Genomic DNA, 25,778 nt, shown 5'->3' with positions numbered 1-25,778 from the left:
ACCGATCCCGGGGCGGCGTCCCGGCGCGCCGCAACTTGGGGCGCAGCTGTTCTAGCGAATGAGGCCCACGTGCGTGAATTCGGGGAACCCGCGCTGCCAGATGCCCCAGATCGCGAACAGCAGGAGCGATACGACCGCGGCGCCGGTGAAGAACGAGCGCGCCGGCCCGAGCGCCCGCCCGCGCGCGGCGCTTCCGATTCCCCAGACGGCGAAGGCGAGAGAGAAGGGAAGTGCGAGGGGAACCGTCTGCCCCTCGACGGCGCTCGCGAAGTACGTGAAGCCGTAGGCGAGGGCCCCCACGAATAGGGCGACTCTTCCGCCGGAGCCGGAGGTAGCGCCGGCGTGGGCGGCGCCGGCCGCTTCCCCGGAGCCCGCGGCGCTTCCGCTCGCACCCAGCGGGCGCTCGAGCGACACGAGCACGATCGCGAAGCCGATCCGCGCCAGGTCCACCATGGTGTGGCCCACGCGCTCGTCCCAGAGATAGACAAGCCCCCACGGGTCGGCTCCCCCGGTTCGATCGATCATGTCGTGGATGGAGTTCGCGGCGAGGTGGACGCCGCGTCCCATCGCGTAGGCGGCCGCGGCGATGTGGGCGAGGGCTGGATACGGGCGCCGCTCGCGAGCGGCGAGCCCCGCCGCGATCCACGCGTAGAGCGCGATCGCCACGAACGTGCCGAGCGCGTCGATCCAATCGCCGGCGGTGACACCAGGCGGCCCGAGGGGGCTCTTGAAGAACACCCCACCCAGATCCGCCGCGACCGCCGCGATTCCAAGCGCCGCGAGGCGGCGTGAGATCGCCCAGCCCCCGCGCGGGCCCGGCGTCAAGGAGCCAGGGTCACGGCGGCCCAGCCGGATCCCTCCCGCCGGTAGAGCGTCCGCTCGTGGAGCCGATTCGGCTTCCCTTCCCAGAACTCGATCTTGCTCGGCGTGACGCGGAATCCCGACCAGAACGGAGGACGCGGCACGTTCTCCCGGGGAAGCCTATGGTCCATCTCCGCGTAGCGCTTCTCCAGATCGGCCCGGCCGCCGGGGAGCTCTTGGCTCTGCGGCGATGCCCACGCGGCGACCTGATGCGCGCGCGGTCGCGTCGCCCAGTAGGCGTCGGCTTCCGCGTCTGTGACGGGAACGGCCTCTCCCTCGATCCGAACCTGCCGATTGAGCGGCGGCCAGTAGAAGCAGAGGGAAGTCTTCACGCCGCCCTTCGCGTTGCCCGATCGTCCGCTGCCCAGCTCCTGGCCTTTCCGGCTCTGGAAGTTGGTGTAGAAGACAATGCCGCGCTCGTCGACGCCGCGGGCAAGGACCATCCGCGCGGACGGCTGGCCGTCACTCCCTACGGTCGCCAGCGCCGCGGCCGACGGCTCCGGCAGCCCGACTTTGTGCGCTGCTTGGAACCATTCCTGAAAGAGGGCGATCGGATCCGGGTGGGCGCTCACGAGTCCCATATCCTAACCTCGCGGCCGGATGGTGTGGGAATCCTTCGATGGGCGGCACAAATGGCTCCCATCCTGTATTATTCGGATGCCGGCGCGGCGGGCCCAATACAGCATCTTGCGAGTTCGCCCGGGTCCGTTCGCGTCCGGCGTTCCCTCGCTCCTGTGCTATCGTTTATGTCGCATGAACCAGCTTCCACTCTTCGATATCTCGGCGTCCCGCCGCGCCTCGGTCCGGGCCCTCTCCAAGTCCCGCGTGATGGCGGGACTTCAGTGCATGAAGCGGCTCTACCTCGAGGCCTATCACCATAGAGAGAAGGACCAGATGGACCTGGGCCGCCTGGCCATCCTCGAGGCGGGGAGGCAGGTGGGTGAGGTCGCGCGCGGAAGGTATCCGGGCGGCATCATGGCGAACGAGGACCCGCAGCTGCACGACCAGGCCGTGCGTCAAACCTCGGCCGCGCTCGCCGATCCCGCGACCCCCGCCGTGTATGAAGCGGCCTTCACCCACGCGCAGATCCGCGCGCGCGTCGACATCCTGGCGCGCGCCGGCGGGAAAGCGTGGAATCTCATCGAGGTGAAATCCAGCTCCGGGTTCAAAGAGGAATATCTCGCCGACATCGCGGTCCAGCTCCACGTGGCCGAGGGAGCAGGCGTTCCGATCGCCCGCGCGCGCCTCCTCCACGTGAACAATCAGTACGTCTGGCCCGGCGGCGAGTACGATCTGGGCGCCCTCTTCACCGAGCAGGACCTGACCGCGGAGGCCCGGGGCGCGATTCCAGGGCTCCTGGCGCGGATCGAGGCGATGCGGGCGACCCTCCAGGCGACCGAGGCGCCCGACGTCGCGGTCGGGCCCCATTGCCGAAAGCCCTACATCTGCTCCTTCTACGATTACTGCCACCAGGGAGCGCCGGAGCACCACGTGGCCGATCTCCCAAGGCTATCGCCCAAGATCTACGGCGCATTGCTCGGCGCGGACATCTCCGATATCCGCGACATTCCCGAGGAGTTCGACGGACTGAGCGATCTCCAGTGGCGAGTCCGGAACTGCGTCCTGACTGGGGAGCCGTACTCGCACCCCGATCTGAAGACCAAGCTCGAAGAGGTTCGTTACCCCATCCACTTTCTCGATTTCGAGACGTGTAACCCCGCGATCCCGATCATTCCGGGCACGAAGCCGTTCCAGCAGACGCCGTTCCAGTGGTCCGACCATGTTTTGGAGGCGGGGGGCGCTCTTCACGAGCGGACGTACCTCCACACCGAGCGAACCGATCCGCGCCGCCGCCTGACCGAGGAGCTGCTCGCCGCGCTCGACGGGGACGGCTCGATCGTCGTCTATTCGGAGTTCGAAGCGCGGGTCATCCGCGGGCTGGCGGAAGCCATTCCCTCCCTCGCCGGACGTCTGCTACCGCTGGTGGAGGAGCGCATGGTCGATCTCCATCACCTCATCCACGCCCATTACTACCACCCCGACTTCCACGGCTCGTTTTCGATCAAGGCCGTCCTGCCGGTGCTGGTGGAGGGGCTGGACTACAGCGATCTGGAGATACGGGAGGGGAGCCAGGCTGCCGGCGCGTTCGCGGTGATGACCGATCCCAAGACCCCGGACTGGCAGAGGAAGAAGCTCCGCGAGGGGCTCCTCGCCTACTGCCGCCGGGACACCGAGGCGATGCTCCGCCTCTTCCAAACACTCAAGGAGAACTCGTGAGCCTACGCGTCGCTTTCGCCGCTTCCCTGGTCCTCGCGGTCGCCCTGGCAGGGCCGGCTCTCGGAAAGACCTCAAGCCGGACCCACGGCGCGAGGACATGGACGTGGAGCTTCGCGGCGGACACGCTGGGCCTTCCTCCTCCGAACACGACGACGTTCGGCGGGAACTGGGAGGTCACCGTCGACTCGACCCGGGCCAACCTCCATGGGGTCGGCACGCCGGCGGCGGTCGATACGCTATCGGCGGACAGCGCTGCGGTCGCGGCTGCGGCTGCGGGGGCTGCCTCCGCGGCGGCCGCGCAAGCGGCGGCGCAGGCGTCGGCCCCCCGCGTGCTACGGCAGAGCGAGGTCGACGACGGAATTCGATACCACTACATCCAGTTCAAAAAGCCGGTCCTCGAGGATCAAGCCGCCTCGGTTCGATTCCGGATTCTCGCGGGCGACATCGATCCGACGGCCGGCCTCATGTTCCAGGTCGATGCGAAGGGAAGAAACGGCTACATCGTCCGCGTGAGCGGCGAGACCAATCAGCTCGTGGTCCACTATCTGATCTACGGGAAGCGCCGCGACCTCCGATTCGCGAAGATCGAGCCGCTTGAGCCGGGGACGTGGCACACGCTCTCCGTCGAGCGGAAGGGGAGCATCATGACGGTGAGCTACGACGGGACGGAGCGGCTCAAAATCCGGGACGAGCGCTACACGAGCGGAAGCGTGGGGTTGTGGACCGAGGACGACACGGTGGTCGACTTCGAGCAACTGGCGGTTTCGAAGCGCTGACGTTGGAGGGGCGCGCCGCCACGGTCGGGCTTGAGTCGGGTGCCGGTGAGAACCGCGAGCTCACACCCGGGCCGCCGTACGCGCCCCGTCGTCCCTGACGCGGGCAAAGCGTCCCCGCCATCCTTGGCGGTTGGCTCAGCTCATCATCTAATCCCTTTAGATGTCTATGTCGGGACAGGATACAGAAACCCGCCCCTCCGCGCTATCTCCTTGCCGGAGCGCTGACGCGGGTCGCCACCTCATTCAGGTACGCCGCCGCCGCCTTGGCGCCTCCGAGGTAGTTCGCGATCGGGAAGTGCTCGTTCGGCGCGTGGAGGTTGTCGCCGGGTAGGCCGAATCCCATCATCACGCAGGACGCTCCCGTGGTCTCGACCAGTGCAGGCACGATCGGAATCGAGCCGCCCATCGCCAGCATGATGGCCGGCTTTCCGAACGCGGTCTCGAGGGCGCGCAGGCCCGCCTGGACGTAAGGGCTCTTGGGATCGGACCAGAACGGCTTGCCCGCCCCAAAGCTCCGGAACTCCACCGTGCCCATGTCGCCGACCAGGCTGCGGACATGGCGCTCGAACATTTGGTAGATCTTCTCGGGGGCCTGATTGGGCACCAGGCGCATGCTGATCTTCGCCGATGCTTTGTTCCCGATCACCGTCTTGAATCCCTCACCGGTATACCCACCCTTGATTCCGTTCACCTGCTGCGTCGGGCGCAGGGTCCCCGACTCGAGGACCGTGAATCCCTCTTCGTGGAAGAGCCTCTTCACGCCGAGGGTCTTCGCGATATCCGCTTCGTTCCACGGCCGCTGCGCGATCGCGGCGCGGGTATCCGCGTTGGGCGGGACCACGTCGTCGTAGAACCCGGGGATCAGGACCTTGCCGGTTTTGAACTCTTTCAAGTTCTGGATCACCCATCGCAGGACGTCGATCGGCTCATAGAGCATCCCGCCCCATTCGCCGGAGTGCTTATCCCCGGAGGCCCCCGTAATGGTGATCTCGACCGCCTGGATGCCCCGGAGCGAGAGCGTGACGGCCGGATGGTCGGTGTCGGGGAAGTTCGAATCGGAGACGACGAAGACGTCGCAAGCGAGCTTCTTCCCGTGCTTCGGGAACTCGGCGGCCATCGCCTCGCCGTCGTATTCCTCGTCGGCCTCGATGATGAATTTCACGTTCACGGGGAGCTCGCCGCCGCCCTTCAGGGCAGCCTCGACCCCCGCGATCTGCGCGTAGTGCTGCCCCTTGTTGTCGTCCGCCCCCCGCGCCCAGATCTTCCCATCGTTGATCCTCGGCTCGAAGGGCGGCGATTCCCAGAGCTCGATCGGGTCGACCGGCTGCACGTCGACGTGACCGTAGATCAGGACCGTGGGCAGATCCGCGCTCACGGTCCGCTCGGCGAAGAGCCCCGCGTGGGCGCGGGTCGGCCACACCTCGGTCCGGAATCCGAGCGATTCGAGCTTTTTCTTGTCGTACTCCAAGGCGCGCGCGACGTCGGCGTCGTGCTCCTTGTGCGCGCTGATGCTCGGGATCTTCAGGAATTGCACAAGCTCGTCGACGAGGCGCTTCTCGTTCTGCTTGATGTAGGCGAAGGCTTTCTCGAGGTCCATGGACTCTCCCGGGGGCCGCGTGCGGCGTGGTCGATCGCAATGCGCCCCACAATCCTAGCCCCGTGGCGGGCGCACGACAACGGATTGCTACGTCATTGCTGGACAATATTTTACCGGCATCGCTCGACGGTAGGGAATAGTCCTTCCGCCGCCCGCGTAGTAGAGTCGGCGCCCGATGACCCCACCGCGGCCCGATCGGTCAGCCTTCACCGACGACGAGCTGGTCCGGCTCGTGTGCGGCGGCGAAACGGACGCGTTCGCCGAGATCGTGCGTCGCACGCGCCGCTCCGCCTATCTCCTCGCGCGCCGGATCACCCGCAATCACGAGGACGCCGACGACGTGGTCCAGGAAAGCTACGTAAAGGCATTCCGCGCGCTCGACCGATTCGATTCGGGCGCCGCGATCGCGCCGTGGCTTCTGACGATCGTGGCGCGCACGGCGCTCTCCTCGCTCCGCTCGACGAAGCGGCGCGCCGCTTCGTCGTTGGATGACCCCGGCCCGGACGGCGGCGTCTCCCTCGCGGAGCGGACCGCTGACCCCGGCTCGGATCCGGAGGCGGTCGATCGGCGGTTGGAGGTCGAGCGGGCGTTCGGGCGGCTCTCGGAGGAGCACCGCGCGATCCTCGCGATGCGGGTCGACGGGGACCTCTCGTACGCGTCGATCGCGGAAGCCCTCGGGATTCCGATCGGAACCGTCATGTCCCGGCTCGCGCGGGCTCGGGAATCCCTGGTCGAGCAAATGGGCAAGTTCAGAAAGGTCCTATGAGCGCGAATCAACCCCATCCGCCTCGTGAGGAGCTCTTCGCCTACCGCGACGGCGAGCTGAAGGCCGATCACCGCGTGGTGGTCGAGGCGCACGTGCTCGGCTGCCACGCATGCCGCGAGCTGATCGACGAGGTTTCGCGGATGGAGGCGGAGCTGGGCGCGGGGGCGCCGGCGCCCAAGGAGGCGTACTTCGAGCGGTTGACGGAGAGGGTGATGACGAAGGTATTGGCGGCGGATACCGCGCCGGCCGTCGAGCGGCGCCGCCCCGAGGGGGAAGCGGCGGCCGAGACGGAGTGGGAAGAGAAGCGGCGGCTGAAGCCCAAGCTTCCGTGGTTCGCCCTGGCCTCGACCGCGAGCGCCGGCGCCGCCGTGATCGTGGTCGTCGTTCTCCTCGTCCGCGAGGGCGCGGTCCTGCGCCACGCGCCTTCGGTCGCGGTACTGGAGCGATCGGCCCCGGACGCGGGGCGCAGTGGCGCGAAGGCCGATTCGGGGTCGGCGCGGGGTCGCGGGACCCGAGAGGAAATGAAGAAGCGCGCGAGCCGGACCGAGCCGCCGGTCGCGGCGATACCTTCCGAGAATCTGAAGGTAGCCTCGGGCAAGGAGCAGGTCAGGGCCGACGGAAAGCCCGTGGCGAACAAGCCGAAGGCGAACGAGCCGCAGCAGGAGGGCCAGGTCGCGCTGCGCAAGATTTCCGCCCCGCCTGAGAAGGCCTCGGTTTCCCGCGCGGGCTCGAGCTCCGACGAAGTGGCGTTGGGGAAGGTCGCGCCCCAATCCGACGCCGCGCCCGAACCCTCCGCTCAGCTCGCGCCGCAAAGCTTCACGAGTGAGCCCATCGGAGGAGCGCTGCAGTCACTCCTCGACCAGTACGGTCTTCCGCCCGTCTGGGGCCCGGGGGTCTCGGCCGAGACAGTCTTGAAGGCGGAGCCGGCGCTTCGGGATCTTTACCGGACAGGCGGCGCCGCCACGGCCGCCGATTCGGCGCGCGTGCGCCTCTACGTGGCGGAGGCGATCCGGGCGCGCGTCGGCGCCGCGCCCGACTCGGCCGCGGTCGATGAAATCGTGCACCACTACCGCCGCGCGATCCGGCTCGCCGGGAACGATGCCGAGATCAGGCGCGTGGCCACGGAACGGCTGGCGGATTTCCTGAACGAGCTAGGGGACGAGCCGGCGCTTCATCCGCCAGAGGGCGAGGGCGGTCAACCCTAGCGCGGCCACCCCCACGTAGAGGGCGCTCCACACCGCCATCGGATGCGGCCATCCCAGAACCGCCGCGCGCGTCAGGAGCGAGATGTGGGTGAGGGGAAGGCACCACGCGACGGCGAGCGCCCACCGCGGCAGGATGTCGATGGGGAAGAACGTGCCGCCGAACGTGAACATCGGCATGATGACCAGGAAGATCGCGACGTTGAACTGAGAGATCGCCTTCACCATCGACGTCGTGACCAGCCCCAATCCCGCGAAGAGAAGCCCCCCGACCGCCGCGATCGGAATCACGAGGAGCCCGCTCGGCCAGGCCACGAGCCGTAGCGCCGTCAGCACCAGGAGCATGATGGTGGCCGCGATCACCGCCTTGGTCGTGGCCCAGAGGATCTCGCCAAGGATCACGTCTTCCACGAGGAGCGGCGTCGCGACGATCGCGTCGTAGGTCTTCTGGTAGTACATCCGGACGTAAGACGAGAACGTGGTCTCGAAGAAGGCCCAGAACATGACCGCGATCGCGATGACCCCGGGCGCCATGAACGGGAGGTATCCCAGCGAGCGCCCCTGGTAGTGCACCTCGTGGATCAGCTTGCCCAGGCCCAGGCCGAAGGCGAACACGTAGAGGATCGGCTCGAGGAGCGGCGGGAGGAACTCCGTCTTCCAGGTCGTGAAGTAGACGTCGGCGTCCCGCTGCCAGACGCGGATCGCTCGGAGGGAGAGGTTCTTCCAGATCTCGCGCAAGCCGTCAGTCCCGAAGCGCGCGGCCCGTGAGCTTGAGGAAGACGTCCTCGAGCGTGGCCCGGCGGATCAACCTCTCCTGATGCGGGAAGCGCTCGTCCAGGAGCCGCTCCACGCCGTCCGACTCGCGCGGGTAGAAGTAGAGCCGGTCCCCGACCAGCTCGATGCGCCCCAGGAGCCCGCGCAGAAAGGCCTCGAACGCCTGATCGAAGTTCCACGCCTCGACCACGGTCCGTCCGACCTCCCGATCCACGAGCGACTGGGGCGAGCCCTCGAGGAGGACCTGCCCGTTGTCGATCACGATGACCCGGTCGCAGAGCTGCGCGGCCTCCTCCATGTAGTGGGTCGTGAGAACGACCGTCACGCCCGTCGCGCGAAGCGCGCGGATCCGCGTCCAGATCGCGTGGCGGGCCTGCGGGTCGAGCCCGGTCGTGGGCTCGTCGAGGATGAGGACTCGGGGATTGTTGAGGAGCGCGCGCGCGAGGATGAGGCGGCGCTTCATCCCGCCGGAGAGCTCGGCGATCGCCGACTTTTTCCGGTCGGATAGTTGGACCAGCTCGAGCAGTTCCTCGGCGCGCGCGCGGATTTGGCTCCCCGGGATCCCGAAATAGCGGCCGTAGACGAGGAGATTCTTGAGCACGTCGAAGTCGGGGTCGAGGTTGTCCTCCTGAGGGCAGATCCCGAGCATCTGCTTCACCTCTCGCGGCTTCGTGCGCACGTCCAGGCCGTACACGGAAGCAGCCCCCGCGGTCGGCGGGTAGAAGCAGGAGATCATGCGGACCGTCGTGGTCTTTCCGGCGCCGTTCGGACCCAGGAAGCCGACCACCTCGCCGGGCGCGACGTCGAACGAGACGCCGCGGACCGCCTCGACGTGTCCGTAGGTCTTGGCGAGATTGCGCGCGACGATCGCGGGATTTTGGTCGGAGGCGGGCACCTCCGCCAGTCTATCACGCGCCTTTGCCCCGGCCGGAGCCAGGTGCTTGATCGCGCGTCGGGGCGGGGAGTACTATCCCCCGTGTCACGATGCTGGGGGTCCCATGTGGGTTTTATCCTAATCCATCTCCCACCCTTGAACCGGAGGTAACAGATGATGAAGCAAACGAGTATCGTCCTCGCGGCCGCGCTTTTCCTGGCGCTGCCCGTGCTCGCGATCGGGGACGATTCGCATGCGGCGCAGGCGCAGACCCCTCAGGCTCAGACGCAGCCGCCCGCGGCCCAGACGCAGCCGCCTCCGGCGCAGGCGCAGCCACCCGCGGCTCAGACCACGCCGCCTCCGGCTACGACTCCTCCTCCCGCGCAGGAGCCCGCGAAGCAGATCCAGAACATGATGATGCCGGGAGTCCCGCCCGCGGAGCTCAAGAAGCTCTCGGTGATGAAGGGGTCGTGGACCGCGAGCATGCACATGTACGAGAGCCCGATGGGCCCCGAGGCCACCTCGCCGTCGAAGGCCAGCTTCGACTGGGCGTTCAACGGAATGCACCTCGAAGGAAATCACCAGTTCCAGATGATGGGAAAGCCGTGCTACGGGCGGTCGACCTGGGGTTGGGATCCGGAGAAGCAGCAGTACCAGCTGGTCTGGTCCGACGCGATGTCTCCCTCATCGTACGTCTACTACGGTACGTTCGCGAACGACAACACGCTGGTCCTCTACACGACCTACATGATGCAGGGCAAGGCCGTGACGGAGAAGATGACCTTCGCGTTCTCCGATCCCGATGCCTACACGATGACGATCGAAAACGACATGACGGGCCAGATGAAGACGTTGATGGAAGAGAAAGGCATGCGGGCGAAGGGCGGAGCCAAGACCGCGTCGAAGGGGGCCATGAAGAAGCCCGCCGCGACGAGCACGAAGAAGTCCGGCTAACCGAACCTCGCCGATCGAATCAGGACGGGTGGCCCCGGAGTGAATCCGGGCCGCCCGTTTTTTTCTGTTCCGCGCGATTGGCGGCTGGTCTACGACGAGCAAGCTTGCCCGCGACCAGCCCCCGACGAGCGAGTTAGCCCGCGACGAGGAGGCTCGTCGCGTACATGATGATGAACCCGGCGAGGAGCCCCGCCGCGTTCTGGGGCCGCGAGAGCGATTCGATCACGGATTCGCCCCCTTCGGCCCTTCCGCGAGCCAGCACCCGCACCACCTGGAAGATCGCTCCCGCGCCGATCCCGAGGAACACCAGCGAGAGAGGATCCGAGTAGGTGAAGGCGCCCGCCCACGCGCCGATGATCGTCGGGCCGCCGCCCAGGAGGCCGAGAATCCCGAGGTCGCGGAGAGAGGCCTTCCCGCCGACGAGCGGCGAGAGGATGGCGAGCCCCTCGGTCGTGTTGTGGAGCGTGAATCCGACGATCAGGAACGATCCGAGCGCGACCTCGCCCAGCGTGTAGGCCGCGCCGATCGCGAGGCCCTCGCCCAGATTGTGAAGCCCGATCCCGATCGCGATCAACGTGGCGAGTGCCATTCCCGATGGACGGGCCGAGGCCCCTGTGCCGGCCGTGCCCGAGCGCGCCGTCAGCACGCGCCCCACCCCGTTCAGCGAGAAGAACGCCCCGACCACCCCGAGCGCCACCAGCATCACGCCGTTCCAGTACGCCGCGACGCGACCCAGAATATCGATCGACTCCTTGAGGGTGTCGACGCCGAGGAAGAGGAGGAGCCCGATCGTGAGCGAGAGCCAGAAGTCCATCCACGTCCGCGGCATCGCGCGCAGGAAGGGCAGCCACAGAAGCCCCAGGAAGACCGGGATGACGCCGACGTACGCGCCGAGCACCCCGAATACCAGGAACGAGCGGGGTGAGGCGGAGGGCGTCATGGTCGCCAGCTCCACCGTGCGGCTGTGCTTGAGCCCGGTGCCGGAGACGATCGTGAACACGTACGGCTCGCCCGGAAGCCAATCGTAGGGAATCGAGAGGGTAGCCCCCTTCATGCGTCCGATCTCGCGGCCGGGGGTGATCGAGAAATCCCAGATCGCGTCGTTCACGAGGAGCTGGCCCACGGAGAGCGGGCCCGGCCCCTCGTTTCGGACCTTGAGAACGATCTCCTGCGGCCGGAAAACCACCCGCTCGATCGCCAGCTTCTCGATCGGCACGCCGCCGAGCCGAAGCCACGCGACGCCCGAGCTCAGAAACCACCAGGTCATCGCGCCCACGAGAAGGAGCGGTCCCATGCCCGCGAGCCAGACCCGCGCGGCCGAGGGAGGCTTCCCCGGATCGGGACGCGGCGTCACGGTTTCACGTCGAACTGGCCCAGCCAGCCGAGCTCGGCGAACTCGTTCTGGTGGGCGTGGAAGAGGTATCGGCCCGGGTAGGCGTAGCTGAATTCGAGGATCGCGCGCTCTCCCTGGCCCAGCGTGATCGTGTCGGTGTAGAGGCTGGGCGTGAGCGACGTTCCGGTCGGATAGACGTGGAAGAAGGTCGCGTGCGTGTGCATGGAGTTCACCAGATCGAGCTCGGTCATGTTGACGAGGTAGACCCGCTGCAGCTCGCCCGCCTTCACCGGAATCGGGTAATCGCGGAAGAAGACGTTCGCGTAGCCGTTCACCGTGTAGAACTCGTTGTCTTCCCCGTTCAGGTCGGTGTCGAAGCCGTTCATCACCATGACCATCTCGCGCGCCTTGGGGCGCGGCTGCTTCGGATCCACCAGGAAAACCCCGAAGAGCCCGCGGGAGATGTGCATCTTCACCGGCATCGTGTGGCAGTGGTAGAGGTGAAGGCCGAACGGCTCGGCGCGAAACTCGTAGATGAAGGTTTGGCCCGGGACAACCTGCTCGAAGACGCCGTCCATGCCGGCGCGATGGATGCCGTGGAAGTGCATGGAGTGCGGCATCGTCCCGTGGTTCGTGAAGTGGATGCGGATCGAGTCGCCCTCGGTGCAGCGGATCGTGGGGCCGGGGACCGCGCCGTTGAAGGTCCAGGCGGGGAAGCGCACGCCGGGCGCCACCTCCACCTCGACGTGCTTCGCCTCGATCCAGTACTCGCGCAGCGAGGTCCCGTCTCGAAGGGGGGTTGCCTTGCCGTAGTCGAATTCGGTGAGGGTCCGCACGGCGTGGTCGCGCGCGGCGCGCGCGAGGGGACCGATCTCGGGAGCGGGCGGCGTGCTCGGGGGGCGCTGCGCGGTCAGGTGCGCCGGGCCGATCAAGAGCGCGGCCAACGCGACGGCCGCCAGGAGGCCCGCGCCCAGAAGGCGGCGAGACGGCATGGCGCGCGGCCTAGCGGCCTGCGACCACGAGCTTCCCGCCCATGCCGGGATGGGTGCAGCAGGTGTAGGCGAATTCCCCCGAGGGCGGAATCGTCACGATGACCTCGCGGCTCTCGCCGGGCGATAGCTCCCGCTCGCACGGGACGTCCATGCCCACGATCCGGAAGTTGTGCTTCACGGGGGTCGGCTCGTCGTTCGTGATGATGAAGCGGACGCGCTCCCCGGGTTTGAAGGCGAGGGTCGGGTTCTGGTCGTTGAACGTGTAATCCTTCATGCTCATGACGACGGTCCGGGTCGGGGGGAGGTTCTTCTCCTTGTCGCGACCCACAAACGCGAGGGCCGCGCCGACCAGCGCCAGCACGAGAACGAGCGTTAAGGCGATGCGTTTCATCACTGGGGTCTCCTTCCGCCGAATTATCGGCATCCCCATCATTCTCCTTTAGGCTAGCCTAACTGTCAAGTTCGATTGTACCCTCATTCGACGGAGGGCCCATGCCGAGCATTACGCACGCCGTCGAAGACTACCTGAAGGCGATCTGGAAGCTGAGCCACCAGGGTGGGGGCGGGAAGGTCCCGGTGGGGGACATCGCGATCCACCTCGGGATCTCGGCTCCCTCGGTCACCGGTATGGTGCAGAAGCTCAAGGGGATGCGGCTTCTCCACTACACCCGCTACGGCGGAGTCACCCTGACGGCGAGGGGCCGGAAGATCGCGCTCGAGATCGTCCGGCACCATCGACTTTGGGAGCTCTACCTCTACACCAGGCTCGGCGTGCCCCTGGAGCGGGTGGACAAGGAGGCGGAGCGGCTCGAGCATGTCCTGAGCGACGACATGGAGGATCTCCTCGCCCGGGCGCTGGGCGATCCCAAGCGCGACCCGCACGGCGATCCCATTCCCACGAAGGCGGGGGCGATGGAGCGCCTGAAGGGAGTCCCCCTCTCCAAGCTCAAGCCCGGCGACGACGGCACCGTGGCCCGTGTCAGCGACCGGCACGCCGACAAGCTCCGCTACATGGTCTCCCTGGGGCTCCTGCCGGGAGCGCGCGTCTTGGTGCTCGAGCGCGCCCCCTTTCGCGGGCCCATCACGCTCAAGGTGGGGAACCGGCGCTGCGCGATCGACCCCGACCTCGCCGACCTCGTCCTCGTCACCGCATCGGGGCCCGCGCGCCGCGCCAGACGTAAGTAGCCTCCCAGGGATATCCGCGCAGGGATCAACCTACGGGCGCTTTGCTTGCTCGCGGGGGATCGGGGACGAAATGCCCGGGCGCGAGTTGAGCCGCTGCGCGTTCGGGCCGCCCCGCATAGTTCGGCCACCGGGCATTATCGCCCCGCTCCCATTTTCCGCTCGCTGCGCAGGCGCCCTTCGGTTGATCCCTGCGCGGATGTCCCTGGCATACTGCCTACGCCAAGAGCGACGAGTGGTCCTCGTACGGCGTGACGCAGGGTGGGCCGGGGGAGTGGAGATAGCGGGGCCTACCCAAAGCACCGAGCGCGAGCAGGCTGCTCGATACGGTGGGGAAGCGCTCCCGGTGAATGCAGACAGGCGGTTCACCCTCCTCGCCGTGCCGGCGCAGGAGGCTCCCCAAGAGCGCGAAGGCCTCGTCGACGCCCGCCGGCTTTGCCCCCTCGAGTCGCTCGAGGAGCCACTTGGTCCGGGGCTCGTCCGGATCATCCAGCTCCTGATGCGTGATCACGTGCCACCCCGTAGTGATCGGGGTGACCTCGGGGCTACCGCCGTGGCCCCCGCGGATTGCCCATCCGGAGTCGAGCCCCACGCCCACGAGCGTGCAATGGGCGTAGGCGCCGGCGCCAAGGAGCCGGAGCGCGAAATCGAGGCGGGGTGGGTGTGGTTCCCCCGTGCCGGGGTCGATCGCCGATGGCGCGTCGAGCGGAGGGCCCTGGGCGGCAGCGTCCAGGCAAAGGAGCCCGCGAGAGCGGAGCGTCGCGGGATCGCGCTTGTCCCCGGGGATCGGGCGACGATTCATCAAGGCCGAGATGAATCGGCCCTCGCGCACCGCGAGCCACGTCCCGGCCGAGACGAGGTCGCGCCCGCCGACGACGCGCGGTCGCTCGACGAGGACTCCCGGGCCCGCTGTCGGGCGGTCGGGGGATTCGTCGCGGTTGGCGCCCAGGAGAAGCGTTCCGGGCCCTAGAATCTGGAGCCCGACGATCACGGTGCACACGAGGGCGGACCCGGATCGCCTTAGACCCGCTCCTCCAGCGGCATGTAGGGCTCGTTGTGGGAGCCCGTGTAGATCTGATCCGGCCGGTAGATCCGGTTGTCCTGGATCTGCTCGATCCAGTGGGCCAGCCAGCCGGTGATCCGCGCGATCGCGAAGATCGGCGTGAAGAGCGCGGCGGGGAGTCCCATGGCGGTGTAGACCACGCCGGAGTAGAAGTCGACGTTCGGGTAGATCCGCTTCGGTCCCAGATGCTCGGCCACGACCTTCTCCACTTCCTGGGCCACCTCGAGCAGCGGATCGGCGCCCCGGATCGCGATGGTCTGCGCGGCGAGCTTCTGGAGCACCAGCGCGCGCGGGTCCTTCACGCGGTAGATCCGGTGCCCGATGCCCATGATCTTCTGCTTCTTGGCGATCAGGTCCTCGATGTAGGGCCGCGCCTTCTCGGGGTCGCCGATTCCCTGGAGCATGTGGATCACCTGCTCGTTCGCGCCGCCATGGAGCGGGCCGGTCAAGGCGCCGATGGCCGAGGAGACCACCGTGTAGGGATCGGCCAGGGTCGAGGCCGTCACCCTTCCGGCAAAGGTCGACGCGTTCATGGAGTGCTCCGCGTGCAGGATGAAGCAGATGTCCATCACGCGCGCGATCTCCGGATCGGGATCCTCGCCCGTGAGCATGTAGAGGAAGTTGGCCGCGTGCGAGTGCTCTTCCTTGGGTGGAATGTAGTCCTTGCCGTGGCTCAAGCGATGAAACGCGGCGACCAACGTCGGCGCCTTCGCGATGATCCGCACCGCGGAGTTGTACCGATCCTCCGGCTTGTTCACGTCCCGGTCGGGATAGAACATCCCGAGAGCCGCGATCGAAGCCTGGAGCGCCTCCATCGGGTGGCCGGTATCGGGGAGGCACTTGAGCAGATCGATCAACCGGAACCGAACGTCCCGATTCGAGGCGAGATCGCGTCCGAATTTCTCCAGATCGCCGCGCGGCGGGAGCTTCCCCCAGAGGAGCATGTGCGAGGTTTCCTCGAACGTGCTCTTCTCGGCGAGCGTCTCGATAGCATAGCCGCGGTACTCGAGGATTCCCTGGTCGCCGTCGATCCAGCAGATGCTCGACTTCGCGGCGGGGACGCCCTCGAGCCCCGGCACGTAGGGGATCTTGGGCTGGCTGGGCGTGCTAAGGGGCGGCGCGGTGCGCTCCGACATGGAACTCCTCCGATGAGTGACGATCGCGACGAGGTCGGCGGGGAACTCAAATCCTCCCGGGCCGACCCCATTCTGGGACTTCTATCAATTTGATGCAACGAAACGCCTGCGGCACCGCTCCCTTTACCGGGCCCGTTTCGCCCGGGCCGCCAGCGCCTGGATGCGGCGGAGCGACGCGGGGTCGTCCTCGAGAAGGCCGGCTGGAACGAGCCGCGGAACCAGCTCCACCCACCGGCGGCCCCCGCGCGCGAATACCTTGCGAAAGATGGGGGTCGCGTCCTTCTCGCGGCCAAGCTTCCAGAGGGTCACCGCCTGCCAGAACAGGATCTCGTCGTTCCCCGGCGCCAGGCGGGCCGCTTCGGAGTACGCCTTCATCGCGTCCTCGACCTTCCCGTCCGTGACGAGCGCGTCTCCATCATCGACGTTTCGGTAGGCGCGCCAGAGCGTGACCAAGCGCCTGAGCTCGGCGATCGGCTTGGGGCTGTCCTCGACGCGAAGGTCCATGATCCGATCGGCCCAGGGCTTGTTCGAGCGCTTTCCCTTCACGATGACGATCGCGGCGGACTGCTGGCCGCGGATGTCCCCGCCCGCGAGCTGCCCGGCCTCGAGCGCCGCGAGGAGCCGCTCCGCGAGGTCGCCGTTCGACCGCTCGTACGCACGCGCCATCGCGGGCCAGACCCGGTTGGTCGACATGAGGTTCGCCTGCACCGAGTAGCCGTTCCCGGTCGTGTCGCCCGCGTCGGGAATGCACTTCGCGCCGGTGTGCGACGCGACCTCGCCGCGCGCGTCAACCATCGCCACCTGCCGCACCTCGGGGTGCGGATCCTCCTCGAGGAGGTCGTGGAGTGCCTGCTTGGCATCCTTCCCGTTCCGCATCAGCTCCAGCCCCTTGGGCCCGTAGCTCACCTCGACCAGCGACTGGGTGGCCACCGCGCCGATGCCGGGCTCTGCCCACGGGACGATCGGGCCGACGGCGAAATAGTGCGACTGGACCGCCACGCCGATGTCGCCGGTCGCTGAATCGCGCGCCACGATCGAGAATGTCGCCTCGGCGCTCGCGGGTAGAGCGAGCAGGACTGAAAGGAACAGCGCGCGGACAGTGCGGCGCATGGGGAGCCCTCCCTGTGGGTCTTGGGGCGCACCGGCTTCAGGCGGGCGTCCCGTGGCGGCCAACTTCAAGAGACAACGGCAATTCGGGCCAGGCGCCGAGCAGCCGCCCTTCCCCTTGTGCCATCGTCATATATACCTCAGCCGATTGACTCGGGGCGGGGAAATCAGTATCGTACGGCGCTAATTCAATCCCGACGCCGCAAAGCCGGCAGCTAAATCCCGTAACCTCAGACACAGGGCTCGCGTGGACCTATTCGACAAGTGTGGTCAATTCAAAGAGCATCACCTGGCCCAGAAAGCCGGCGTTTACCCCTATTTTCTCCCGATATCCGAAAACCACGGCACCGAGGTCACGATCGCCGGGAAGCGGCTGATCATGGCTGGATCGAACAACTACCTCGGCCTGACGAAGCACCCCAAGGTCATGGCCGCCGCCGAGGACGCGCTCCGCCGCTTCGGCACATCGAACAACGGCTCGCGATTCCTGAACGGCACCCTCGAGCTCCACGTCGAGCTGGAGGAGAGGCTCGCCAAGTTCACGCGCAAGGAAGCGGCCCTCGTCTACTCGACCGGCTACCTGACGAACCTGGGCAGCATATCGGCGCTCGTCGACAAGGGCGACGTAGTCATCCTCGACAAGGATGCGCACGCCTGCATCGTGGACGGGGCGAGGCTCTCGTACGGTGACGTGAAGCGTTTCCGCCACAACGACGTTCGGGATCTGGAGCGCGTGCTGAACAGCCTGCCGCCCCGGACCGGCAAGCTGGTCGTGGTGGACGGGCTCTACAGCATGGAAGGCGATCTCGCGCCGCTCCCCGACATCGTGCGGCTCGCTCGGGAGTACGGCGCGCGGCTCCTGGTTGACGACGCGCACGGCATCGGCGTGCTCGGCGCCCGCGGCGCCGGGGCGTGCGAGGCGATGGGCGTCGAGGACCAGGTCGATCTCGTCATGGGCACGTTCAGCAAGTCGTTCGCCTCGGTGGGCGGGTTCATCGCTGGCCCCCGGGTGGTGATGGATTATCTGCGCCACCACGCGCGGGCGATGATCTTCAGCGCGAGCGTGACCCCCGCGAGCGTGGCGGCCGCGCTGGCTTCCCTCGAGATCATCGAGACCGAGCCGGCGCTCCGCGACCGCCTCCGTCAGATCTCGGTGAAGATGCGGAGCGGCTTCCGGGCGCAGGGCCTCGAGGTCGGCTCGGGCAAGGAGACGCCGATCGTTCCCATCTTCATCGGGGATCGCATGAAGACCATGCAGGTCTGGAGGAAGATCCTCGACCGCGGCGTCTTCGTGAACGCGATCGTCGTGCCCGCGGTCGCGCCGGGCCGCGATCTCCTGCGCACGTCCTACATGGCATCCCACAAGGACGAGCAGCTCGACTACATCCTGAAGGTCGTCGAAGAGGTGCACCAGGAGGTCGGCCTGGAGCTGGCCTCCAAGGCCGGCTAGCCCCGGGCCGGGGAATGGCATGGAAGTCGTCCCCGTTCAAAGCCCCGCCGACCTGCGGCGCTTCATTCAAGTCCCCTACGACCGCTATCGCGGCAACCCGTACTGGGTCGCGCCGCTCCCCTCGGACGAGCTTGTCCGGCTGACCCCGGGCAAGAACCCTTACTTCGAGCACGCCGAGGCGGGGTATTTCCTCGCTCGAGAGGGTGGGAAGATCGTGGGCAGGGTCTCCGCGTCCGTCGACCGGAACTACGACTCGTTCCAGGGCGAGAAGCAGGCGACGTTCGGGTTCTTCGAGGCGACATCGCCCGAGGCGACCGCGGCCCTGATCGCCGCGGCCGATTCGTGGGCGCGCTCGAAGGGGGCCGAGGTCCTCCGCGGGCCGATGAGCTTCACCACCAACGACGAGTGCGGCCTCCTCATCGAAGGCTTCGACCTCCGTCCGGTGCTCCTCATGCCGTACAACCCGCCCGAATACGCGGTGTGGCTCAGCGGCGCCGGCCTCGCGAAGGCGAAGGACCTCTACTCGTTCCGCTGCCCGGTGCCGCAGGCCCTGCCGCCCGCCTACGCGCGGATCGCCTCTCGCGCGCGCTTGCAGCCGGGGCTGACGACCCGCCCGATCGACATGCGCCGATTCGACGAGGAGCTCGAGCACGTGAAGGTGATCTACAACTCGGCCTGGGAGAAGAACTGGGGCTTCGTCCCGATGACCGACCATGAGATCGACCACATGGCGTCGCAGCTCAAGCCGGTGGTCAAGGCGGAGCTGATCCGCTTCGCGGAGATCGACGGGAAGGTGGTCGCCTTCGCGCTCTGCGTGCCCGACGCGAACATCGCGCTGCAGAAGGTGGGAGGCCGGCTCTTCCCGTTCGGGATCTTCAAGCTCCTCTGGGCCCTTCCGAGGATTCGCGAATTCCGGGTCATGGCCCTCGGTCTCGGGCCGGGATTGCGGCGAAAGGGGATCGGACCGCTTCTCATCGCCGAGATGGCGGGGATCACGAAGCGCCTCGGCTACACCTCCTGCGACATCGGCTGGATTCTCGAGGAGAACGAGGCCGTGCACGACATGTCGCGGGTCATGGGCGGCGTGCGCTCCTCGGTCTACCGGATCTACGAGCGCCGCCTCGGCCCGTGAGCGGGCCGCTCGCCGTCGTCACGGGGGCGTCCGGCTTCGTCGGAAGCCACATCGTCGACGAGCTTCTCCGCCAGGGCGCCACCGTGCGCTGCCTGCTGCGCCCCACCTCCTCGACGCGATGGCTGGATGGAAAGGCCGTCGAGATCACCCGCCTCGAGCTCCGCGACGCGGAGCGCCTCGAATCCTCGGTCGAGGGCGCGGATTGGATCGTCCACGCCGCCGGGCTCACGCACGCGCGATCGCCGCGGGAGTTCCAGGAAGTGAACGTCGGCGGAACCGAACAGATGCTCCGGGCGGCTTCGACGGCTGGGAGCCGGCTCCAGCGCTTCGTGCTCATCTCCAGCCAGGCCGTGGCCGGCCCCGCGGTCGAGGGCCGGGCGGTCACCGAGACGGAGCGACCCGATCCGGTCTCGATCTACGGGGCGACGAAGCGCCGCGCGGAGGAGCTGACGATGCTCCTCAAGGAGAGCCTTCCGGTCGTCGCGATTCGGCCGCCGGCGGTCTACGGCCCCCGCGATGATTCGCTGCTTCGGGCATTCGTCGCGGTCAAATGGCACGTCCTCCCGATTCTCCGTGAGGGAGGGCGCTTCTCCCTGATCTACGCCGAGGACCTCGCTCGCGCGGTCCATCTTGCGCTGACGCACCCGCGCGCGGCCGGCCAGGTCTTCTTCGCGTCCGAGCCCGACGTGACCGGCTATCGCGAGCTGGGCGACCTGGTGCGCCGCTCCTTGAAGACGTGGGCCGTGCCGGTGAGCCCACCCGGATTCGCGCTACAGGCGAGCGCGCTCGTCGGGGAGATGTGGGGATCGCTCCGGAACCGGGCCCCGTTTTTGAGCCGCGAGAAGCTGCGCGAGATCTCGTCGGGAGACTGGCTCTGCTCCTCGGCGAAGATCCGAACCGAGCTGGGCTGGACCCCCAAGGTTTCGCTCGCGGAAGGGATCGATCGCACCGCGGCCTGGTACCGGGAGGCGGGCTGGGTGTAGACTTCGCTCGCGGGCAATGCTCCCCACGCCGGCGCCCGCGCGGAGGCGTTTTCTTGCAGCACAGCTCCAACGGCACGCGAATCCTCGCCGCGATCGTCACGCTGGCCGGCATGGCCTACGCCGCACCGCACGCCGCGATCGCCGCAGCGACCTCGCGCAACGTCACGCTCCTCGCCCACCTCGACAATTACGCGGCCTACTCCGCCTGCTGGAGCTACGTCCACTCGGACGGGCGCGAGTACGCGATTCTCGGCACCGACGCGGGCACCTCGATCGTGAACATCACGAACCCCTCATCGCCCTATGAGGTCGCGTTCATCCCCGGGCTCCCATCGGTCTGGCGCGAGATGAAGCAATACCGAAACTGGGTCTACATCTCGACCGAGGCGGCGGGCGGCGGAATCCAGATCGTCCGGATGACCGATCCCGAGAGCCCCGTGCTCGTGAAGACCTACGTGACCAACTTCAACCGTGCCCACACCGTCGCCGTCGATACGACGCGCGCGCTCCTGATCCTGAACGGGACGCGGTTCGACGGGATCCCCACCGGGATGCGGATCCTCTCCCTCGCCGACCCCGAGAACCCGGTCGAGGTGGGGTCGTACCTGACCGACTACGTCCACGACAGCTGGGTCCGGAACGACACGCTCTACGCGAGCTGCATCTCGAGCGCCATCATGCGCGTGTTCAACTTCGCGAACCCGGCCGCCCCGACGGAGCTCGTCTCCTGGACGTATCCCGGCGCGCGCACCCACAGCGCGGAGAAGTCCCGCGACGGACGCTATCCCTACGCGTGCGACGAGGTGAACTACGGCACGATGAAGGTCTTCGACATGCAGGACATCTTCGCGCACCCGAAGGTACGAGAAGTAACGGTCAACCCGCTATCGATCGTCCACAACGTGCACGTGAAGCAGGACACGGCGTTCGTCGCCTGGTACACGGAGGGAGTCCGGCTCTTCGATCTGACCGACCCGTCCCTGCCGGCCGAGTGGGGCTACTACGACACGTACGGAAGATTCTCCGGCGGATTCCACGGGGTGTGGGAGGTCGCGCCCTTCTATCCCTCGGGCACGTTCATCGCGAGCGACATCGAGTCCGGCCTGTACATCTTCCGAGCGAACCCGAACTACGGGACGCTCCGGGTCACGGCCCGGGACGCCGCCTCGGTCCCGATCCCCGGGGCCGACGTCGTGTGCGTCGGCGAGAGCGATTCCACGCGGACCCAGTCGTTCGGGACGGCGATCCTGGCATTGGCCCCGGGCAGCCACACGGTGCGGGTCAGAAAGTGGGGCTACCAGGACGCCTTTGCCGTCGGCGGGATCACGAAGGGCGGGCACGATTTCATCGACGTGGTGCTCCAGCCGGCGGCGCTGGGAACGATCATGGGGACGGTTTTGCGCGCCTCCGACTCGACCGGGCTTCCGGACGCCACCGTCGAGGACCGCGATAACCCGCTTCTCGCGAGCAGCGGATCGTCCGGCGGCTACACGCTCCCCGGCACCCCGCCCGGCACGTACAGGCTGGTTTGCGACCGCGCCGGATACGGGCCGCAGACGAGGCTCGTCACGATGCAGGCAGGCGCCTCGATGACCGAGAGCTGGTCCCTCCTTCGCGCCGCCTGGTACGACTCGTGCGACACGGACAAGGGATGGTCGTTGAGCGCGGCGGGGGATAACGCGACCGACGGGCTATGGGTGCGCGCGGAGCCGGTCGGCACGTCGTTCGCGAGCGCGATCAAGGATCCGACCGCGAGGGGGAATCCGAACACTGCCTCGCCGTTCTCGCCGGGCACGCTCGCCCCGCAGCATCCGGAGCCGGAGGAAGGGGGTTTCAGCCAGGAGGGCCAGGTCCAACCCGACGACGACGCCTCGCCGGGGACCGGCTTCTGCTTCGTCACGGGAAACGGCGCCGTCGGAGGCGCCCCGGCCGACGGGGACGTGGACGGCGGAAAGACCACGCTCATGACCCCGCCGCTCCCGGTGGGCGGGATGACCGACCCGACGATCGGCTTTCGCCGCTGGTACTACATGAACACGCCGGGGGAGCCGGACTCGCTCCTGATCGACCTCTCATCGGACGGCGTGAACTGGGTCCGGGCCCGCACGATCCGCGAGAGCCATCCCGATTGGCACCCCGAGCTGATCCGCGTGAAGGACTACGTCGTGCCCGACGCCGCGGTCCGGGTCCGGTTCATCGCGCAGGACGAGGGCGTGAGCGGAATCGTCGAAGCCGCGATCGACGACCTCGAGCTTCACGACGCGGCACTCCTCCCGACGCACGTTGGGGAGGGACCCGAGATGCCGCCGCGTGCGGTTCTGGGCGCACCGCGGCCGAATCCGGCCTCACAGACCACGACGATCACGTTGCGTCTCAAGGACGCGGGCCCGGCCCACGTCGCGGTCTATGACATCGCGGGAAGATTCGTCGCGCTCCTGCATTCGGGGAACGCGACGGCGGGGTTCTTGCCGCTCACGTGGGACGGAAGGGATTCACGAGGCCGGCAAGCGGCCAGCGGGGTCTACTGGATTCGCGCCGACGCGGGGGGTGAGAAGCTCGCGCGGCGCTTCGTGCTCGCGCGGTAGCCTCGCGGCGGCGAGGTCCGGAATGTCTCGACTGAGGCCCCCTTTTTTGGTATACTTAGGTTTGGTACGTGGGGTCCTGCTTCGCGCGAGCGTTCAATTCGAGCGGGACTGGAAATGATTGCGATGCGTGATTTTAGGATGCACGACACGGCGAAGCCTCTCGTCGTGATGCTGTTCGGCCTAATGCTGATCGGCGCGTCGGCGCTGTTTCGTGTTGCGACCGCCGAAGCCCAGCCCGACCCCTCGAAGGCCTCAACCTACGAGCTTGGCTCGGACAGCCGCTTCATGTGGGGATGCTTTGGTCCCTGCGCCTGTCCCGTCCTCTATTCTCAGCCGCTCACGGGCACGTTCGAGCTCAGGTACGTCAGCTCCGACCCGCTCTTCAACAACTACACCGTCTCGAACGTTCGGTGGGATTTCCCCGATGGTTCCTCGAACCAAATCATCCGGGGCGCCGGCACCTATCGCGTGGGTGGCGAATTCGCCGTCCAGCAGCAGATGATCCTCGATCTCTTCATCGGGAATCAGCCGTCCAAGCATTTCGATAGCGGGCTGGTCCAAGGTGGAGGGGAGTTTCCAAAGATCGACATCGATATCTCCCTGCACCAGAACCAGGCCTGCCGGGACACGGTCATCCACATCCAGGCCGCCGATCCTCCCGCTGTCACTTCCGTCGACACGGGGCGCGGCAGCCCGGGTTTTCGCCTCGATCGCGTGGTCCCGAACCCGTTCAGCGCTGAAGCTTCGGTTCAGTTGACGCTCGATCGCGCGGAGCGGGTCGACGTGGCGATCTACGATGTGCAAGGACGATTCGTGCGCCGCCTGGCGGCGGGGATGACGTTGGCGGCCGGGCCCAACGAGATCACATGGGACGGGCGGCGCTACAACGGATCGATGTGCGGCACGGGCGTGTATTTCGTGAAGGCAGGGGCGGCAGGCCATCGCTCGAGCCGCCGCTTCGTCAAGGTGCAGTAGCCGGTTTCGTCCGCGCGGTATCTAGAACACGCTGAATTTCAGGTACTTCTTCGGGTTCTTCTCGATCTCCGCCATCAACCGCTTCATCGAGGCGACCAGCGCCTTCGTGTCGTCGAAGAGCGCGGTGTCGGCCATCATCCGTCCAAACGTACCCTTGCCCGATTCGACGATCGATAAGATTGAGTCGAGCCGGGCGCTGCTCGAGGCCAGCTTCTGGTGGAGCTCGTCGGAGTTCAGAAGCCGCGCCACCGTTCCGTTCCCGTGCTGCATCTGGTAGGTCAGGCTGTCGAGCGTTCCAGTGAGCGTGTAGAGGCGGCCGGAGATCCGCTCCTGATTCTCATTCATGCGCGAAGTGAGCTGTGTCGCTTCGTGCGTGAGCGAGACCATCTGCTCGTAGAGCCGGTCGTCCTGCGAGAGGCGCCCCAGCGTCCCCTTGCCATGGACCAGCGAGCGGCTCGCGCTCGTGAGGTTGGAGAGCATGATGTCGAGCGTATCCGCCATCGACTTCACCTTGTTCATCATCACGGCCGGGTCCGCGAGCAGGCCGGGCGTGATCTCGGCGTCGTTCCGGATCGGCGGAGCCGCCTCGTTCCCGCCGTTCAGCTCGACGTAGAGCTCCGCGAGGAATCCGACCGTCGTGATTCGGGCGGAGGCGCCCTCGTGGAGCCGTGCCCTTGTCCCCTTCTTGACCCCGAGCTTGACCGCGACATCGTTCCCCTGCGGCGTGAGCGAGATGTCCCGCACGACCCCGATCGGGACGCCGTTCAGCCGCACGACGGCGCCTTCCTCGAGCCCGCCCACGCTGGGGAAGCGGACCACGATGTCCTCCTCCTTGCCCAGCCTGAAGCTTCCCGATTGGAACGTCGCCCACAGCAGGAGCACGCTGGCGATGAAGACGAAGATTCCGATCTTGAGCCCCATGAAGGGAATCTGACCGGTTCGCTTCACGAGGTTCCTCCGAACTGTGGGGGAGCCTGGGCGGGGCGGTTAGCGCCCGCCACGGGCGCGCTGGCGGCCGCGACCGCCTTCCGAAATGGGGCCAGGAATTGGGTGATGAAGGGGGTTTGGGCGCGATTGAGGTCCGCCGCCGGCCCGTCGAAGACGACCCGCCCCTCATGGAGCATGGTGATTCGGTTTCCCACCTTGAATGCATCGGCAATATCGTGCGTCACCATAATCGACGTCTTGCCCATGGTGTCGCGAAGCTGGACGATCAGGTCGGTAATCCGCTCGGAGGCCTGAGGATCGAGCCCGGTCGTGGGCTCGTCGTAGAGAAGGATCTGCGGGTCCCGTGCGGCCAGCGCGCGGGCGATCGCCACGCGCCGCTGCATCCCGCCGGACAGCTCGTCCGGCATCCGGTCGATCAGGTATTCTTCGAGACCGACGAGCGAGAGGAAGTGCTTCACCGTTCCCTCGACCCCTTCCTCGTCCGCATCCGCTTGTTCCAGGAGCGAGAAGCCCACGTTTTCTCCCACGGTCATTGAATCGAAAAGCGCACCCTGCTGGAAGACGACCCCCATCTTCCGCCGGATTCGCCGGCGCTGCTCTTCGTCCACCGCGGCGATGTCCTCGCCGTCGACGATGATGTTGCCGCTGTCCGGCTGGACCAGGCCCATGAGAAGGCGCAGGACCGTGCTCTTGCCCGAGCCGGACGGGCCCAGGATCACGCGGGTCTCGCCGCGCTTAACCGCGAAGCTGACGCCCGAGAGGATCAACCGATCCCCGATCGTATAGTTCACGTCTTGAAATTCGATCATGC

The 25,778-nt window shown here is 67.2% G+C and carries 23 protein-coding genes; 10 read left to right on the top strand and 13 right to left on the bottom strand.

The features are described from left to right. Nucleotides 1-51: 51 nt before the first annotated feature. Both E6K79_05510 and pdxH read right to left on the bottom strand, forming a co-directional pair. Entirely contained in the window at nucleotides 52-825 is a 774-nt protein-coding gene (locus tag E6K79_05510; GenBank protein ID TMQ65223.1) for a hypothetical protein, read from the bottom strand. Beyond that, nucleotides 822-1,442, bottom strand: a complete 621-nt coding sequence (gene pdxH / locus E6K79_05505; protein ID TMQ65222.1) for a pyridoxamine 5'-phosphate oxidase — start codon at nucleotides 1,440-1,442, stop codon at nucleotides 822-824. Before pdxH ends, E6K79_05510 begins: the two co-directional genes overlap by 4 nt. 172 nt (nucleotides 1,443-1,614) lie before the next feature. Here pdxH and E6K79_05500 point away from each other — a divergent pair, with 172 nt between their 5' ends. Next, on the top strand, nucleotides 1,615-3,138 hold the full coding sequence (locus E6K79_05500) for a DUF2779 domain-containing protein (GenBank protein TMQ65221.1): 1,524 nt from the start codon (nucleotides 1,615-1,617) through the stop codon (nucleotides 3,136-3,138). Further along, on the top strand, nucleotides 3,135-3,914 hold the full coding sequence (locus E6K79_05495) for a hypothetical protein (GenBank protein ID TMQ65220.1): 780 nt from the start codon (nucleotides 3,135-3,137) through the stop codon (nucleotides 3,912-3,914). Before E6K79_05500 ends, E6K79_05495 begins: the two co-directional genes overlap by 4 nt. A 202-nt stretch (nucleotides 3,915-4,116) precedes the next feature. Here the strand turns inward: E6K79_05495 and E6K79_05490 are convergent, their stop codons facing one another. Next, nucleotides 4,117-5,511 (bottom strand): dipeptidase, encoded by a 1,395-nt coding sequence (locus E6K79_05490; GenBank protein ID TMQ65219.1) that lies wholly within the window; start codon nucleotides 5,509-5,511, stop codon nucleotides 4,117-4,119. Nucleotides 5,512-5,686: 175 nt separating this feature from the next. Here E6K79_05490 and E6K79_05485 point away from each other — a divergent pair, with 175 nt between their 5' ends. After that, on the top strand, nucleotides 5,687-6,277 hold the full coding sequence (locus tag E6K79_05485) for an RNA polymerase sigma factor (protein ID TMQ65218.1): 591 nt from the start codon (nucleotides 5,687-5,689) through the stop codon (nucleotides 6,275-6,277). Then, nucleotides 6,274-7,482 carry a hypothetical protein gene (locus E6K79_05480; GenBank protein TMQ65217.1) on the top strand — a complete coding sequence of 403 codons (1,209 nt, stop codon included), beginning with the start codon at nucleotides 6,274-6,276 and terminating at the stop codon, nucleotides 7,480-7,482. Before E6K79_05485 ends, E6K79_05480 begins: the two co-directional genes overlap by 4 nt. Here E6K79_05480 and E6K79_05475 read toward each other — a convergent pair. After that, nucleotides 7,429-8,181 carry an ABC transporter permease gene (locus E6K79_05475; GenBank protein ID TMQ65264.1) on the bottom strand — a complete coding sequence of 251 codons (753 nt, stop codon included), beginning with the start codon at nucleotides 8,179-8,181 and terminating at the stop codon, nucleotides 7,429-7,431. The genes E6K79_05480 and E6K79_05475 overlap by 54 nt on opposite strands. Nucleotides 8,182-8,221: 40 nt before the next feature. After that, complete coding sequence (locus E6K79_05470) at nucleotides 8,222-9,148, bottom strand: ATP-binding cassette domain-containing protein (GenBank protein ID TMQ65216.1); 927 nt, start codon at nucleotides 9,146-9,148, stop codon at nucleotides 8,222-8,224. Between the two features lie 156 nt (nucleotides 9,149-9,304). Between E6K79_05470 and E6K79_05465 the strand changes: the two genes are divergently transcribed. After that, complete coding sequence (locus tag E6K79_05465) at nucleotides 9,305-10,081, top strand: DUF1579 domain-containing protein (protein ID TMQ65215.1); 777 nt, start codon at nucleotides 9,305-9,307, stop codon at nucleotides 10,079-10,081. 133 nt (nucleotides 10,082-10,214) lie between these two features. On the opposite strand, the gene E6K79_05460 is transcribed toward E6K79_05465, so the two are convergent. From E6K79_05460 to E6K79_05450, 3 genes are read right to left on the bottom strand one after another with little or no spacing between them, the layout of a single operon-like run. Then, entirely contained in the window at nucleotides 10,215-11,435 is a 1,221-nt protein-coding gene (locus tag E6K79_05460; GenBank protein TMQ65214.1) for a metal transporter, read from the bottom strand. Next, the gene (locus tag E6K79_05455) at nucleotides 11,432-12,406 is read right to left on the bottom strand and encodes a copper oxidase (protein ID TMQ65213.1); all 975 of its coding nucleotides are present in this window, start codon (nucleotides 12,404-12,406) and stop codon (nucleotides 11,432-11,434) included. Before E6K79_05455 ends, E6K79_05460 begins: the two co-directional genes overlap by 4 nt. Nucleotides 12,407-12,416: 10 nt before the next feature. After that, the gene (locus tag E6K79_05450) at nucleotides 12,417-12,839 is read right to left on the bottom strand and encodes a hypothetical protein (GenBank protein ID TMQ65212.1); all 423 of its coding nucleotides are present in this window, start codon (nucleotides 12,837-12,839) and stop codon (nucleotides 12,417-12,419) included. 59 nt (nucleotides 12,840-12,898) lie between these two features. Between E6K79_05450 and E6K79_05445 the strand changes: the two genes are divergently transcribed. Continuing rightward, nucleotides 12,899-13,591, top strand: a complete 693-nt coding sequence (locus tag E6K79_05445) for a metal-dependent transcriptional regulator (protein TMQ65211.1) — start codon at nucleotides 12,899-12,901, stop codon at nucleotides 13,589-13,591. Nucleotides 13,592-13,805: 214 nt separating this feature from the next. On the opposite strand, the gene E6K79_05440 is transcribed toward E6K79_05445, so the two are convergent. From E6K79_05440 to E6K79_05430, 3 genes are all read right to left on the bottom strand, one after another. After that, nucleotides 13,806-14,720: an NRDE family protein gene (locus E6K79_05440; protein TMQ65263.1), complete on the bottom strand. Its 915-nt coding sequence runs from the start codon at nucleotides 14,718-14,720 to the stop codon at nucleotides 13,806-13,808. Beyond that, nucleotides 14,609-15,787 (bottom strand): citrate synthase, encoded by a 1,179-nt coding sequence (locus E6K79_05435; GenBank protein ID TMQ65210.1) that lies wholly within the window; start codon nucleotides 15,785-15,787, stop codon nucleotides 14,609-14,611. Before E6K79_05435 ends, E6K79_05440 begins: the two co-directional genes overlap by 112 nt. Before the next feature lie 123 nt (nucleotides 15,788-15,910). Continuing rightward, entirely contained in the window at nucleotides 15,911-16,897 is a 987-nt protein-coding gene (locus tag E6K79_05430) for a DUF1028 domain-containing protein (protein TMQ65209.1), read from the bottom strand. A 244-nt stretch (nucleotides 16,898-17,141) separates the two neighbouring features. On the opposite strand from E6K79_05430, the gene E6K79_05425 reads away from it, so the two are divergent. The 4 genes from E6K79_05425 (at nucleotide 17,142) to E6K79_05410 (ending at nucleotide 24,019) form a co-directional block, all read left to right on the top strand. Continuing rightward, nucleotides 17,142-18,344, top strand: coding sequence for a pyridoxal phosphate-dependent aminotransferase family protein (locus E6K79_05425; GenBank protein TMQ65208.1), 1,203 nt, complete (start codon nucleotides 17,142-17,144; stop codon nucleotides 18,342-18,344). An 810-nt stretch (nucleotides 18,345-19,154) separates the two neighbouring features. Then, on the top strand, nucleotides 19,155-20,459 hold the full coding sequence (locus E6K79_05420; protein TMQ65207.1) for an NAD(P)-dependent oxidoreductase: 1,305 nt from the start codon (nucleotides 19,155-19,157) through the stop codon (nucleotides 20,457-20,459). A gap of 53 nt (nucleotides 20,460-20,512) precedes the next feature. Beyond that, the gene (locus E6K79_05415) at nucleotides 20,513-23,044 is read left to right on the top strand and encodes a choice-of-anchor B family protein (GenBank protein ID TMQ65206.1); all 2,532 of its coding nucleotides are present in this window, start codon (nucleotides 20,513-20,515) and stop codon (nucleotides 23,042-23,044) included. A 114-nt stretch (nucleotides 23,045-23,158) separates the two neighbouring features. Beyond that, on the top strand, nucleotides 23,159-24,019 hold the full coding sequence (locus E6K79_05410) for a T9SS type A sorting domain-containing protein (protein TMQ65205.1): 861 nt from the start codon (nucleotides 23,159-23,161) through the stop codon (nucleotides 24,017-24,019). Between the two features lie 21 nt (nucleotides 24,020-24,040). On the opposite strand, the gene E6K79_05405 is transcribed toward E6K79_05410, so the two are convergent. After that, a complete protein-coding gene (locus E6K79_05405) occupies nucleotides 24,041-24,967 on the bottom strand; it encodes an MCE family protein (GenBank protein ID TMQ65204.1) in 927 nt (308 codons plus the stop codon). Then, a complete protein-coding gene (locus E6K79_05400; protein ID TMQ65203.1) occupies nucleotides 24,964-25,776 on the bottom strand; it encodes an ATP-binding cassette domain-containing protein in 813 nt (270 codons plus the stop codon). Before E6K79_05400 ends, E6K79_05405 begins: the two co-directional genes overlap by 4 nt. Nucleotides 25,777-25,778 lie beyond the last annotated feature (2 nt).

The organism is Candidatus Eisenbacteria bacterium (assembly GCA_005893305.1).
In the GTDB taxonomy this organism is placed as follows: Bacteria; Eisenbacteria; RBG-16-71-46; order SZUA-252; family SZUA-252; genus WS-9.
The sequence above is the reverse complement of the archived record's forward strand: the minus strand, read 5'-3'. Positions and strand labels throughout refer to the sequence as shown.

Bases quoted from the DNA above. Each gene is read 5' to 3' on its own strand.
- E6K79_05490 (TMQ65219.1), bottom strand. From the start codon at position 5,511: ATGGACCTCGAGAAAGCCTTCGCCTACATCAAGCAGAACGAGAAGCGC.
- E6K79_05480 (TMQ65217.1), top strand. From the start codon at position 6,274: ATGAGCGCGAATCAACCCCATCCGCCTCGTGAGGAGCTCTTCGCCTAC.
- E6K79_05500 (TMQ65221.1), top strand. From the start codon at position 1,615: ATGAACCAGCTTCCACTCTTCGATATCTCGGCGTCCCGCCGCGCCTCG.
- E6K79_05455 (TMQ65213.1), bottom strand. From the start codon at position 12,406: ATGCCGTCTCGCCGCCTTCTGGGCGCGGGCCTCCTGGCGGCCGTCGCG.
- E6K79_05445 (TMQ65211.1), top strand. From the start codon at position 12,899: ATGCCGAGCATTACGCACGCCGTCGAAGACTACCTGAAGGCGATCTGG.
- E6K79_05400 (TMQ65203.1), bottom strand. From the start codon at position 25,776: ATGATCGAATTTCAAGACGTGAACTATACGATCGGGGATCGGTTGATC.
- E6K79_05410 (TMQ65205.1), top strand. From the start codon at position 23,159: ATGATTGCGATGCGTGATTTTAGGATGCACGACACGGCGAAGCCTCTC.
- E6K79_05435 (TMQ65210.1), bottom strand. From the start codon at position 15,787: ATGTCGGAGCGCACCGCGCCGCCCCTTAGCACGCCCAGCCAGCCCAAG.
- E6K79_05465 (TMQ65215.1), top strand. From the start codon at position 9,305: ATGAAGCAAACGAGTATCGTCCTCGCGGCCGCGCTTTTCCTGGCGCTG.
- E6K79_05485 (TMQ65218.1), top strand. From the start codon at position 5,687: ATGACCCCACCGCGGCCCGATCGGTCAGCCTTCACCGACGACGAGCTG.
- E6K79_05450 (TMQ65212.1), bottom strand. From the start codon at position 12,839: ATGATGGGGATGCCGATAATTCGGCGGAAGGAGACCCCAGTGATGAAA.
- E6K79_05430 (TMQ65209.1), bottom strand. From the start codon at position 16,897: ATGCGCCGCACTGTCCGCGCGCTGTTCCTTTCAGTCCTGCTCGCTCTA.
- pdxH (TMQ65222.1), bottom strand. From the start codon at position 1,442: ATGGGACTCGTGAGCGCCCACCCGGATCCGATCGCCCTCTTTCAGGAA.